The organism is Salmonella enterica subsp. arizonae (genome assembly GCF_008692845.1).
In the GTDB taxonomy this organism is placed as follows: Bacteria; Pseudomonadota; Gammaproteobacteria; order Enterobacterales; family Enterobacteriaceae; genus Salmonella; species Salmonella arizonae.
Map to the genome: position 1 here is coordinate 107578 of NZ_VXJW01000005.1, position 13734 is coordinate 121311.

The window sequence follows — 13734 nt, forward strand, 5'->3', positions numbered from 1 at the left end:
GGTGACTATATTGTATGAGGAATATCTTAATCCAATAAATGTCACTGCTTTTATTGTATTGTCATTGTCTATAGCGAGCGTAATCACATTTTTTCATTGTAATTAAATGATATTTAATTACGTGATAAATAATATTTAATATGTTCTCGCCAGGGAGGAGTGAGAGCGCTGCGAGATGTGTTGTTTTTTCTTCGAAAGACAGTGCTGTTATGTCTGGTAAGTCTCATTTTTATGATTTTTATATCATCTAAAAACATGATGTTTTGTGATTGGCCGCTTTCTGCATCTGCCTGGATTATAGACCCCGCAGAACGAACTGCGCTAAATTTCAAACTTAAAAGGAAATTAAAAAATGGCTACCAGCAAACTGATCCAGGGTGATACGCTTACTGAAACCAGCAATGCAGCAGATGGTTTTAATCCCGCAAAAGAAGACAGCAAATTTAGCTATACTTCTGCCCGCGTAGCGAAGCGTGTGTATAACAAATATAAGAAAGCTGACAACAAGCCGAAAGTATTTGGCTACTTCACCGATTGGTCACAATATGATGGACGTTTACAGGGCAATGATACTCCGTCAGAACGCGGTCGTGGCTACGATCTGGCTCAAGTCTCTCCTACTGCTTACGATAAAATTATTGCAGGTTTTGTTGGTATTGTTGGCTTTCATAAAATTGATGGACAGTCTCGCGACGTAGTGCAGGAAGCGGCAGATGCGTGCGGCAAAGTAAAATATGAACCGACCTTCCTCGATCCGTGGGGGGATTTCCAGTCTTATGTTAACGTCGGCCACTCAGTAAGCGGCTGGGATGTTGATCCGAAGACGGTCACGCAGTCCAACACCAAAGGTTTTCTGGGGGGGGTTGCGTGATCTGCAGGCGAAAGCTAAACAGCAGGGCCACGATCTGGTGCTCTCTATGAGCATTGGCGGCTGGACCATGAGTAACGGCTTCCATGAAATGGCCTCCAGCGCCGAAGCCCGCTCTATCTTCGCGAAAGGCGTAGTGAAACTGTTCAAACAGTTCCCGATGTTCAGCGAAGTCGACCTTGACTGGGAATACCCGAACGTAGAGGCCGCAGGCAATCCGTATGGTCCGGAAGATGGTGATAACTTTGCACTATTGATTGCTGAACTGCGTAAAGAACTGGACAAAGCGGGCCGTAGCGATGTGAAAATTTCTATTGCGGCATCTGCGGTTGTTGCCAACATTGCATATTCCAATGTGAAAGCGCTGATGTCGGCCGGTCTGTACTACATCAACGTGATGACCTATGACTTCTTTGGTACGCCGTGGGCAGAGACGCTGACTCACCATACTAACCTGAAAGCGCTGGAGAAAGGGGCATGGGGTGTTGATACCATTATCGACCATCTGTTGGCGGAAGGCTTCCCAGCCGATCGCATCAACATCGGTTATGCTGGTTACACTCGTAATGGCCGCGATGCTGAAATCAACAGCTTCTCACCTTTAAATGGCAGCTACAACCCTGGTGCCGGCACCACTACCGGTACGTTTGAATCGGGTACAAGTGAATGGTACGACGTTATCTATAACTATCTGGATCTGGAAAATCAGAAAGGCCGTAACGGCTTTAATGTTTACACCGACCAGGTTGCCGATGCGGATTACCTGTACAACCCAGAATCAAAACTGTTCCTGTCTCTGGATACGCCGCGTTCAGTGAAAGCGAAAGGCGAATATGCCGCGAAGTTGGGGCTGGGCGGCGTATTCACTTGGACCGTTGACCAGGACAACGGCGTACTGGTCAACGCGGCGCGCGAAGGTCTGGGCTACGAGATCGAATCTGAAGTCATTGATATGGAGCCGTTCTACTTCGAAGGCATCAATGTCGAGAAAGATGAGGATGAAGAAGACAAGACCGTGGTTGTCAATCATGCGCCGAAAGCGGCAATTGAGCTACTGGTTGTTGGTGGTTCTACCGTACAACTGTCTGGTGCCGGTTCTTCTGATGAAGATGGCGATGCACTGACCTATAGCTGGGGCGTACCGACCGAAATCGATGTTGCGGACAAAACCGCGTCAGTCATTCAGTTCACCACCCCGGAAGTGAGCGCGAAAACTACTCTTCAGTTCACACTGTTTGTTCGTGATGAGCAGGGTGAGCCATCTTCTCAACAGCGTTTCGTGTTGACAGTCGTTCCGGCGGCTTCTGAAATCCAGCCAGAACCCGCGGATGAAGAAGATGTGACGCCTGAAGAAGATAACGTTACACCCTCTGAAGACGATACGCCGGCAGATGAAAATACGCCGAATCCACTGTGGGATAAAGATACTGTCTACGGCGCAAGCTGGGGCACTTTCGAGATCGTAAGCTGGAAAGGTCACAACTACCAGGTGAAATGGTGGTCTCAGGGCGATCAACCGGATCTGAACTGCGGTGCTGGCGGCGCGTGGACCGACCTGGGCGCTTACTAATACCGTGAATTCATCACAAGGCATTGAGCTTCATGATGCAAGCCCCGGTTTACCGGGGCTTTTCTCCAACAGGGACAGAAGACGATTGACGATGACCATTTCCATTCATACCAGCACATTTGACGTCAATAGCTGGTACCAAAAAGTCACCTTAACCTTCATCAATGAGAGCGGCAATCCGGTCGATATGAACCATGCCTCGATAACATTTACGGCTTCCGGACATATCGATCCATGGGGAAATATTGGCGGTACGCTCAAAGGGAACCTGCCGCTTACGCTGAATAATACGTCGCATGGCACGCTGGAAACTAACGACATCATCATTAATAACAGCGACGTGTTACTTTTTCAGCCGGGTGAACGTTTAGCCTCGTGGCTACACAGGTACCGGTAAAAATGTCCGCTATCACGTTGACGCTGGCGTCATCTTCATCAGAAAACGCATCCTGTCCCGGCCACCTTTGTGCTTAACCCGGATTTTCTGGGGGGCGATGCAACAAGGACTGTATAGCTACGCCGTGGTACGGAAAAAAAACAGTGTGCAGGTGAATGCCCAACTGACTGCGGCGATACAGGCATTACCGACTATTCATGGCCTTATCACGCCTTCGTTGCCGACGTTTAGCGACGATCTTTACGGTTATATTCAGGCGGTAAACTATCTTGTTCGTCAGTTTGCCCCGGATGTGGCTTTTGGCTGGCAGACGAATGTCTGGGCGACAGGAACGGCGGATTGGGTGCTGCGCGAAGCCGCTGATCCGGTAGCTGAAGGGCAGGCGATTGCCGGATTTATTCATGAACTGGGAGTTTATAGCGGAAAATATCCGCCAGACTTTATCGCGTTTGATAAATTTGAACGTGATTGTTTCAGTCCTGATGCGCTTGCTCACTATGGCTGGAATGCGACATGTTGGCTTAATTACCTGGCAATGATAAAACAGGTGACGAAAATGCTGCTGACGCCCGCCATGCTTTGGCAAATTACTGGCGGCCATATGCCTACAGTAGAAGAGGGCGTGAGTAAAATCCCTGCGGCGCACTTTGCATCTGGTGGGACATTTTTTATGGGGGACGCCCGCATTGACAGCAATCCTGAGACACTCTCTTTGCAGTTACTCAATACGGCACTAAATAGCGCGACTTACGGCGTCCCGACTGTCGGCGACTTTTTGCGTAAAGATAAAGGGCATGACTGTAGCCAAATGCAGACGCTGAACCTGCCGGACTTTAACGTCTTCTCTATCTTATGGGGAGGCGGTTCCACTATCAGTATTACGACGATCCATTCTAACGGCGAGGACGGCGGCTGGCTGGCGGATAAAATGGTAGAGTATTATGCCGCTCCACGATATTTTAGATAATACCACTGCTTATTTGCATTAATCTGGACTATTGGTTTGAGATTAGGAGGCGTGCTCTTTCGAATCCTCTTTTTCTGAGTTCCTTGTCTTTCATTCTATTTACATAATTTGCTATTACTTTCTGTAATCATTTTGTGTTAAGAATTATCTTAATCCAAAAAATATTGCGTATTAGTGCTTTTTGAATACAGAAATACTGCATAACGATGTTATTTATTATTAATTTAAGCGCATTTTGAGAGGTTATACTGTAATGCTACATTGAGTAGACAACCGTTAATGAAAAAATGATGAACGATCCTTTTGCTAAAGATAATAATGAGAATTTATTACATTCTTTCCTTTTTTCTCAGCAGGCTAAACCTCACGCGGCGATTGATGCCTTATTTTCGGCATTATTGCCATTTGGTCAGCCGTTTACGTTGGGGAGCGGCGATGAGTTTTATTTACAGGTAAATGATGAAAATTACATTGTGTTACTGGAGTCAGGGATCGCTTCTTTCTGCCGGAATGATAACCGACTCCATATATCTTCAACGTTCGCGCCGTCGATTGTGGGGATGGTTGATAGCTATGGCGCTACCTATAACGTCCGGGCGCGACCGGAACACTTTTTGCTCGCAGAAACGGACTGTACCGGTAGATTTGTTCGCCTGCCTGATTTTATAAGGATCGTCGATGAATGCGATTTGTGGCACGACGTGGCCCGCTGTCTGGCTTACCGCCTGATGGTCATGAGCGTGCGCGATCGTGAATTAGTCGGCGTCGATTCTTATCTGAAAGTCCGGACGCTGCTGATTGAAATCTGGGCTTATCCGCAGGCCTACCGGGAAAACATTATCGTGTTGAATTTTATTCAGCGGCGTACTGGGATATCGCGCAGTCGGGTCATGAAAATTCTGTCTGAACTGAAAAAAGGCGGGTATATCCATATCGATAATGGTCGGCTCATGGCGCTCGGAAAACTACCCGTGGCATATTGATGAACTATACGCAACGATATATTTACATATCGCGGCTGAATCTGCATATTATCGTTAATAGAATGTTTTATTTTAAATTGCTATGAAAATTATTTTTAGAAAGTCAATACATCTAAAAGGTACTGGCCGATCCGATAATTTAAAATCAATATAAAACAATAACTTAGTTTTAATCCTTTAAAACCAAACGTCGATGATTGCAACTTGATGTTAGCGTGCTAATAATTAATAACATTGTTATCCCGCTATAACGTAAAGATTAACTCATGACGCTGAGTGGCTGTTTTATTGCTGTCTGACATTTATATCAGAACAAGAAAGCGCTTTTTTTCGCATAAGAAAAAGCTGTGATATTGCTGTGAAGCAATATCCGTAGCTGTTTTGTTAACAATCTGATTACCCTTGTTTTTATATTTAAAAGGAGCTTGAATGAAAAAAACTGTATTAGCATTAATGGCCTCTGCGATTGTCTTTGGCGGAATGGTCTCCACCGCGCAAGCGGATACGACAACCGTCACTGGCGGTACGGTAAATTTTGTCGGGCAGGTCGTTGACGCCGCCTGTTCTGTTTCTGCGGACTCAGTCGATCAGACTGTGACATTAAGTCAGGTTCGCGCCAGTAAATTAACCGGGGCCGGTATGGTGGCGAATCAAAAAGAAGACTTCACGATTAAACTGGAAGACTGTGATACTCAGATCAGCCAGAATGCGGCGATTATTTTTAATGGTCAGCAGGACGCAAACCAGCCAGGTTCGCTGGCGAATACTGCTGGCGCAGGTTCGGCGACGAATGTGGCATTACAGATTTATGGACCTGATGGCCAGGCGCTGAATATCGGTGAAACGTCCAGCACCGTTACCCTGAACGATGGCGAAAACGTTGTTCCGCTTAGCGTGGATTATATCGCTACCGGTGCGGCGACTGCTGGTAATGTTACCGCGACTGCGACATTTAGCATGGTTTATTCCTGATTCCTTATCGGGATTTTTTCCTCGCCAGATGGGAGGCGAGGAAGGGGAGTTGCGCGCGTCACGGCGCGTAACAAACCAACGGCATCAGGATATTACGTAGATGAAAAAAACAACACCGATTTTTCTTCGATTATTGCTACTGCTGTCGGCGGCCGGCCTGTCGTTTGCCGCGCAGGCGGGAGGCATTGCGTTGGGCGCCACCAGAGTAATTTATCCGCAGGGGAGTAAACAAACCTCCTTGCCGATTATTAATTCCTCTGACAGTAATGTTTTTTTAATTCAGTCATGGGTTGCGAATGCCGATGGTTCACGCTCGACAGATTTTATCGTTACGCCGCCTCTCTTTGTGATACAACCCAAAAAAGAAAATATATTACGCATTATGTATGTCGGGCCGTCATTACCAACCGATCGCGAAAGCGTATTTTATTTAAACAGTAAAGCCATACCCTCTGTCGATAAAAATAAACTGACCGGCAACACCCTGCAAATTGCGACTCAAAGTGTGATTAAGCTATTTATTCGCCCGAAAAATTTGGCGGAGGCGCCAACTCATGCCCCGATGACGCTTTGTTGCCGTAACGAGTATGGTCAGTTAACGATTGTTAATCCTTCGCCATACTACGTTTCGCTGGTTGAACTGCACAGCGCGGGGAAAAAACTGCCGAATACCATGGTGCCGCCGAAAGGAGCGATTACTCTACCGGCGACTCCCGGCCAGGTTTCTTTTCGGACGGTAAATGATTTTGGCGCAACGACGCCAGCCCGTGTTTGTTCAACTTCATGATGTTATGCGCAATACGCTTTTCATGACGCAATATTATTCCGGCGTGGCTCAATCCGTATTGCCCCGGCTGGCGCTGATTATCGCATTGGTGCCTGTGCCAGGTTGGACGGAAAACTACTTTAACCCGGCATTTCTGTCTGACGATCCGTCTGCGGTAGCCGACTTATCTACCTTTTCCCGTAATGCCCAGGCGGCGGGAATGTACCGTGTCGACGTTTATCTGAATAATACGTTTTTTGCCACCAAAGACGTTTCCTTCCAGGCGGTGAAAACGACGGGACAAAGCGCGCCAACCGATGATAGTGGATTACACGCCTGCCTGACGCCTGAAATGCTTAAGAATATGGGCGTAAACACCGGGGCGTTTCCGCTGTTGGCAACGTCGGCGGCGGGAAGTTGCCCGGATCTCGCCAGTGCGATACCGGCCGCCCGGACCCGCTTTGATTTTGCGCAGCAACGTCTCGATATTAGCATTCCGCAGGCGGCGATGATTACCAGCGCCAGAGGATATATCCCGCCGCAATACTGGGATGAAGGTATTAACGCGCTGCTATTGAATTATACGTTTACCGGCGCTAATAGCCGGGATCGTAGCGCAGACGGCGGTGCGGAGAATAGCTATTTTCTTGGATTGAATAGTGGTCTTAATCTGGGGGCTTGGCGGTTACGCGACTATTCCACATGGAACACGAACAGCAGCTATCAGAATAGCGACAGCGACTGGCAGCACATCAGTACCTATCTGGAGCGCGATGTGCCCTTTTTGCAGGGAGAACTGACGGCAGGCGATAGTTATACCTCCTCCGCATTGTTCGACAGTCTTCCTTTTCGCGGGCTACAGTTGGCGTCTGACGACAATATGTTGCCAGACAGCATGAAGGGCTTCGCGCCGACCATTCACGGCATTGCCAGAAGCAACGCGCAAGTGACCATTTGGCAAAATGGCTACATCATCAATCAGCGTTATATGCCGCCTGGGGCATTTACAATCAATGATCTTTATCCCACCGCCGCCAGCGGCGATTTGACCGTTGAAGTCAAAGAGTCCGACGGCGCGATTAATCGCTATAACGTGCCCTATTCCGCCGTGCCTATTCTGCAACGAGAAGGGGGCCTGAAGTATGCGGCGACGGTTGCAGAGTATCGCGGCGATGGCAACCAAAAAGAGAAGGTGAAATTCGGCCAGGCGACTCTGATATGGGGTTTAGCGCATGGCTTTACGGTGTATGGCGGAACGCAACTTTCCAGTAAATATCATGCGCTGGCGATCGGTAGCGGTGCGAATCTGGGCGATTGGGGCGCGGTGTCGCTGGATGTCACCCAGGCCACCAGTACGCTGGCGGATAACAACGCCTACCAGGGGAAATCGCTGCGTTTCCTGTATGCCAAATCGCTTGCGCAGACAGGAACGAATTTACAGCTCCTGGGCTATCGCTATTCAACATCGGGTTTTTATACGCTGGATGATACGGCGTGGAAACAGATGAGCGGCTATGACAATGACGAACGAACTGACCCTGATGAAAGCACGCCGGAATGGGCGGATTATTACAATCTGTACTATACCCGGCGAGGTAAAGTACAACTTGATATCAATCAGCAGTTAGGCGGGATGGGATCGCTTTTTATTACCGGCAGTCAGCAAAGTTACTGGCATACCGATGAAAAGGATTCTTTGTTGCAGGTGGGATACAGCGATACGCTGGCGGGCATTGCATGGAGCGTTTCTTACAACAATAACAAATCCGCAGGCGATTCAGAGCGCGATAAAATTTTCGCATTGAACATTTCAGTGCCGTTAAGCCAATGGCTGCAACATGATGATGAGGTCACGCGCCGCCACAATGTTTACGCCACCCTTAGCACCAGTACGGACAAACAGCGTAACGTTACGCAGAATGCGGGCCTTAACGGCACGTTGCTGGATGAAAACAATCTTAGTTACAACATACAGCAGGGTTATCAAAACCATGGTGTTGGCGAAAGCGGCTCCGCCAGCCTGGAGTTCGATGGGGCAAAAGGCAATGCCAATATTGGCTATAACGTTAGCGATAACGGCGATTACCAACAGGTGAATTATGGTCTGAGCGGCGGTCTGGTGGCGCACGCGCATGGACTCACGCTAAGCCAACCGCTGGGCAATACCAATATTTTGGTCGCCGCGCCGGGCGCAGCCAATGTCGGCGTTGTCGACCAGCCGGGGATTCATACGGATACGCGCGGCTATGCGGTGGTTCCGTATGCGGTAACGTATCGCCAAAATCGTATGGCGTTGGATGTCAACGCGATGGCCGATGATGTCGATATTGATGACGCGGTGACTCGCGTTGTACCGACCGAAGGCGCGTTGGTTCTGGCCCGCTTTAAAGCGCGGGTCGGCGCGCGCGCATTATTGACGTTGGATCATTACGGTAAGCCTGTGCCCTTTGGCGCGACGGTGACGGTGAACGATCGTCATACGGAGGCGATCGTTGACGAGGCCGGGGAGGTCTATCTTTCTGGGCTATCAGCACAGGGGATTCTGTACGCTCGCTGGGGGAACCTGCCGAATCAACACTGCGTCGCGCGCTATCAACTTCCTTCTTCCCGTCAGACGCTGAGTCGACAACGTGCGGAGTGCCATTAAATGAAAATACATCTTTTATTTACTTTGCTGATGGGAAGTGCCGTATCGCAGTACGCATTAGCGGATGTGTGTAAAAACGTTAACGGTGTGCCTTCCCGTGTTAATTACGATTTAACGACGACTCTGACGGCAGAACAAAACCAGGTGGGAAAGACGGTTCAACTGGAAAAAAACCAGGAGGCCAATGTACAGGTGGTGTGTCCAGCCGGTACGGCGGCTTATAGCCAGATTTACCGCTCTTATGTGTCGCAATATCCGGTCGTAGAAACGAGCGGTAACTGGAAATATTTAAAGCTGGACCCGGACCACCTTGAAGGAGGAATGCGGATTGTGGATTCTGCGGTGGGCGCTACCTATCCACCAGTTAACAATATCCTGATGGGATATGATGAACAGGTTAAAGCTGGCCAACCGTTTCATATTCGTAACTCAAATCTGGAGTTTCAGCTCAAAATTGTTAAACCGTTCGTTGGTACGGTAAATATCAGCCCTAAGACTATGTTCAATGTTTATGTTACGACCGCCACGGGCGATCCGCTATCGGACGTGGTGTACAGCATTATGTATAGCGGAACGGTGACTGTACCGCAAAGCTGTGAAATTAACGCCGGACAAACGATTCTGGTGAATTTAGGCGCGTTATACAGCGGCAATTTTAGCCATGCAGGCCAAAAGCCCGTGGGTATACGGGCGAAAAAATTCAGCGTACCGGTAAAGTGCAGTGGTCTGGATTCGCAGGTCAATTTAACGATGCGTCTTATCGCTACGCCGGATAGCCATTTTCCCCAGGCTATCGCTTCGGATAATGCGGATGTCGGCGTGGTGGTCGAAACCGATGAAGGAAACGTGCTTATCCCCAATGATGTGCAGCGCGTCGCGCCTTTTATCACCGATAGCGCCGGGCGCGCTAATATTACGTTGCAGGCCTACCCGGTGAGTACGACAGGAGAAACGCCCACGGAAGGGACGTTTACCGCGTTGGCCAGCCTACGAGTGGATTTTGACTAAATGAACAAATCACGCTTCGCGCTTTTTGCTCTTGTGCTGATACTGTGTCAGGAAATCCATGCCAGCGCTGACGACCTTGCTTATAACCTCGAATTTACCGGCACTATTGTGGCGCAAACCTGCGACATGGATATTTCCAGCCTGAGTCAAAGTATTGATTTAGGACAGTTTGCGGTCGGCGATTTTCCCTCGACGGGGACTACGACAAAATTTAAGCCCTTTAATATCAACCTCAAAAATTGTTCCCGAGGAATTGCCGGGGCGAAGATCTGGTTTACCGGAGAACCCGATCCAGACAATCCCGCGCTATTAGCGATCACCGATACCGGAATGGGAAGCATGTTGGCAAGCGGTATAGGGGTGGAAATTCTGAATGAGGATCAGGATACCGTCAGTATCAATAATACCGACTCGGTGGTCTATCCGTTGAAAGCCGGACGCAATACGCTGTCTTTTTATATTCGCTATAAATCGACCCGGCCGACGGTCACGTCCGGGAACGCAACGGCGGTTATGTATTTCGATATGCAGTATGAATGAGGAGTCATCGTAATTATGCGTAGCAATATCCTGTGCGGCATAGGGATGCTGCTGGCGGCATCCGCCGTCCAGGCGCATGATGGGCGGGTTTATGTCTCCGGAACCATCACGGACAACACCTGTTCGCTTTCTCCTGGTTCGGAAAATATCAACGTGTCGATGGGCGCGGTTTCTCAACGGCAATTTTATCGCGTGGGCGACGGTTCCGCCTGGCAGTCTTTTGCTATCGATTTACAAAACTGTGGTAGCACAGCCAGTGGCGTGACGGTCAGTTTTAGCGGTGCGGCGGACAGTCGTAATATGGATTTACTGGCGCTTACGGCAGGGGAAAGCGACGCTTCAGGCATTGGGATCGCGCTTTATGACCTGAATAAAACATTAATTCCACTGGGTCAGAAGAGTGATGTGACAACGCTCAGTCCGGGTCAGGCATCGGCGCATTTGCAATTTTACGCGCGTTATCTTGCCGATGGCGGTGTGGTAGCGACCGGCGACGCTAATGCTTCCGCGACTTTTATTCTTGCATATGAATAAATTCTTTTTACGCTGGGCGATATGTTGGTTCTTACTTCCCGTATCGTGGGCGCAGGCCGGCGTAGTTATTGGCGGTACTCGCTTTATCTATCATGCGGGCGCACCGGCATTAAGCGTACCGGTAAGTAATCATTCAGACGCGTTCTGGCTAATTGATACGCATATTTTACCTGGCGACCGATGGACAGGGGCAAAAAGCGCAGGGAATTCCACGCCATTCGTGGTCACGCCGCCATTATTTATGCTTTCAGCGCGCCAGGAAAACACGCTGCGGGTGGTTTATACGGGTGAACCGCTGCCAGCGGACAGGGAAAGCCTGTTTACCTTGAGTATCGCCGCTATTCCCTCCGGTAAACCGGAAGCGAACCGTGTGCAAATGGCGTTTCGTTCAGCCTTAAAACTGCTCTATCGCCCTGATGGACTTGCCGGCGAGCCGCAGCAGGCTTACCGGCATCTGGTCTGGAACCTTACCCCCGATGGGGCGACGGTGCGTAATCCGACGCCCTATTACGTTACGCTCTTTTTGCTGCGCGCCAATGGGCGCGCCCAGAATAACGCCGGGGTGGTTGCGCCTTTTGCAACGCGTCAAACGGACTGGTGCCGACACACGGTTCGCTGCACTGTGCGCTGGCAAAGTATTAATGACTATGGGCGGGTGATGACAGCGCAAACCGTGGATCTGACGCGTATGCATTAACCTATTTTTACAGGCGTCTCCCGATAGCGGGAGGCTTTCCGATCTTATCGAACGAGACTTTTATTATGTATTATCACGCGTTAAAACTTTCCCGGCTGGCGATGTTGACGCTGGCAAGCGTTGCGGTATCCGGCGCGGCAATCGCCGCCGATTCTGTCCCGACGTCGCAAATTGGCCCGACGGCGGAAGCCTACATCGTCAGTCATCCGGATAAAGTGGGTGAAGTGGTGGCGACGTATTTGGCCGAACATCCTGAATTTTTGGTCGCCGCCAGCGAGACGTTGCATCAGCGTCAGCAGATTGCGCAACAACAGGCTTATGTTCAACTGGCATTACAGTATCGTGCTGAGCTGCTAAGCAGTAACAGTCCTTCCGTTGGACCCGCCGATGCAAAAGCGGCAGTGGTGATGTTTTTTGATTACCAGTGCTCGTGGTGCAGCAAAATGGCGCCAGTAGTCGAAAACCTGATCAAGGCGAATCCGGATACCCGGTTTATTTTCAAAGAGTTTCCTATATTTTCTTCCCGCTGGCCGGTATCCGGGCTGGCGGCAAGAGTCGGCGAACAGGTATGGCTTACACAGGGGGGAGAGAAATACCTGGCCTGGCATAATGCGCTTTATGCCACGGGGAAGGTTGAAGGTGCGTTAACGGAACAAGATGTCTATACCCTGGCGCAACATTATCTGACGCCGAAGCAGTTGGCTGTCGTAAAAGAAGCGCAAAGCAGAGGTGCGGTACATGATGCGCTCCTCACTAACCAGGCGCTGGCGCAGCATATGGATTTTAGCGGGACGCCTGCTTTTGTCGTCATGCCCCAGACGCAAAACGGTGACGTAAAACGGGTTGCCGTGATACCGGGAAGCACGACTCAGGATATGTTGCAAATGGCGATTCAGAAAGCGAAAGGGTGATATTCGAGCAGAGGAGAGCGCACAGGAGTGAAAGTAAAATGAATACTATGCGTTACGTTATGCTGATGATTTTACTTTCCTTTATCGTTCATGAAGGGAGAACGAAACCGACCGCTCAGATTCATTTTATGGGATCGGTTGTCGAGGCTGGTTGCTGGAATGACGTGGGAACCTTAGAAATTCAATGCCATAATAAAGAGGGGGTTGAACGCTATATTCTCGTCGAAAATATAGCCACGCCGATATCGTCTCCTCATGCAATGGTAAAACAAGATTATTTGGATGAAGATAAGCAATTAACAGTGCTACGTATTGTCTACGACTAAACGGGTTAGCGGGCGGTGTCCCGTCAGTGTTGTGTGAGGATATTATGCAAAATGTTCTCACCTTCCCGGGACACGGTCTACAGACTTTATCTTTAGATAAACGGTGCTAAAAAGAAAAGTACGATCAATAAAAAAAGAGCGGGAATACCCATAGATATAATTTTACTATATCGATGAGTATGATATTCAATAGATTGTGGCGGCATGTCAGCAGAGTTTATGATAAATCTTTCATCAATTTTTATCCCCTGTCTGGGGAGGGTGACGAACAGCTCGAAAAGCCCGATTTGCTGTAGATCTCGTCGCAGTAGATAAAGAAGTTGCGTCAGATTGGCATCGCTAACAAATTGGCTTCGCTCTCCCCAAACAGCGTGTGAAATCATCTCCCGCGTAATTAACTTCTTGTAAGCGTTTTCAAAAAGATAGCTTAAACAGCGTGCACGCATTAGCGTGACCTTGAGCACTTTTTTATCACGTAATGATATTATTTCTCTTAACGACTCATTATAAATAAAATCGTTATTAATAGTGTATTTTCTCATGAATTA

At 49.0% G+C, this 13734-nt stretch carries 12 protein-coding genes and 2 pseudogenes; 13 read left to right on the forward strand and 1 reads right to left on the reverse strand.

Annotation, left to right across the window (positions count from 1 at the left end; translation table 11 throughout):
- The first annotated feature begins 352 nt into the window (after window positions 1-352).
- From F4V61_RS11390 to F4V61_RS11450, 13 genes and pseudogenes are all read left to right on the forward strand, one after another.
- Window positions 353-2438 (forward strand): annotated as a pseudogene (locus F4V61_RS11390) (glycosyl hydrolase family 18 protein).
- Window positions 2439-2529: 91 nt separating this feature from the next.
- Window positions 2530-2835 (forward strand): hypothetical protein, encoded by a 306-nt coding sequence (locus F4V61_RS11395; RefSeq protein ID WP_232081992.1) that lies wholly within the window; start codon window positions 2530-2532, stop codon window positions 2833-2835.
- 42 nt (window positions 2836-2877) lie between these two features.
- Window positions 2878-3802, forward strand: a pseudogene (locus F4V61_RS11400) (chitinase); the annotation flags it as partial.
- Between the two features lie 287 nt (window positions 3803-4089).
- Entirely contained in the window at window positions 4090-4785 is a 696-nt protein-coding gene (locus tag F4V61_RS11405; RefSeq protein ID WP_012210564.1) for a winged helix-turn-helix transcriptional regulator, read from the forward strand.
- A gap of 429 nt (window positions 4786-5214) precedes the next feature.
- Entirely contained in the window at window positions 5215-5757 is a 543-nt protein-coding gene (locus tag F4V61_RS11410) for a fimbrial protein BcfA (RefSeq protein ID WP_000754414.1), read from the forward strand.
- A gap of 100 nt (window positions 5758-5857) precedes the next feature.
- Window positions 5858-6544, forward strand: coding sequence for a fimbria/pilus periplasmic chaperone (locus tag F4V61_RS11415; protein ID WP_000754096.1), 687 nt, complete (start codon window positions 5858-5860; stop codon window positions 6542-6544).
- Between the two features lie 4 nt (window positions 6545-6548).
- On the forward strand, window positions 6549-9170 hold the full coding sequence (locus tag F4V61_RS11420; protein ID WP_012210563.1) for a fimbrial biogenesis usher protein: 2622 nt from the start codon (window positions 6549-6551) through the stop codon (window positions 9168-9170).
- Window positions 9171-10178: a fimbrial protein BcfD gene (locus F4V61_RS11425; protein ID WP_000690877.1), complete on the forward strand. Its 1008-nt coding sequence runs from the start codon at window positions 9171-9173 to the stop codon at window positions 10176-10178.
- A complete protein-coding gene (locus F4V61_RS11430) occupies window positions 10179-10718 on the forward strand; it encodes a fimbrial protein BcfE (protein WP_001043547.1) in 540 nt (179 codons plus the stop codon).
- A 15-nt stretch (window positions 10719-10733) separates the two neighbouring features.
- Window positions 10734-11252, forward strand: a complete 519-nt coding sequence (locus tag F4V61_RS11435) for a fimbrial protein BcfF (protein WP_001257303.1) — start codon at window positions 10734-10736, stop codon at window positions 11250-11252.
- Complete coding sequence (locus F4V61_RS11440; protein ID WP_161737517.1) at window positions 11218-11949, forward strand: pili/flagellar-assembly chaperone; 732 nt, start codon at window positions 11218-11220, stop codon at window positions 11947-11949. The genes F4V61_RS11435 and F4V61_RS11440 overlap by 35 nt, the downstream gene beginning before the upstream one ends.
- 65 nt (window positions 11950-12014) lie before the next feature.
- On the forward strand, window positions 12015-12860 hold the full coding sequence (locus tag F4V61_RS11445) for a DsbA family protein (protein WP_000291403.1): 846 nt from the start codon (window positions 12015-12017) through the stop codon (window positions 12858-12860).
- A 38-nt stretch (window positions 12861-12898) separates the two neighbouring features.
- Window positions 12899-13186: a hypothetical protein gene (locus F4V61_RS11450; protein ID WP_079781607.1), complete on the forward strand. Its 288-nt coding sequence runs from the start codon at window positions 12899-12901 to the stop codon at window positions 13184-13186.
- Window positions 13187-13278: 92 nt separating this feature from the next.
- On the opposite strand, the gene F4V61_RS11455 is transcribed toward F4V61_RS11450, so the two are convergent.
- Window positions 13279-13728, reverse strand: coding sequence for a winged helix-turn-helix domain-containing protein (locus F4V61_RS11455; RefSeq protein ID WP_079781606.1), 450 nt, complete (start codon window positions 13726-13728; stop codon window positions 13279-13281).
- Window positions 13729-13734: the final 6 nt, after the last annotated feature.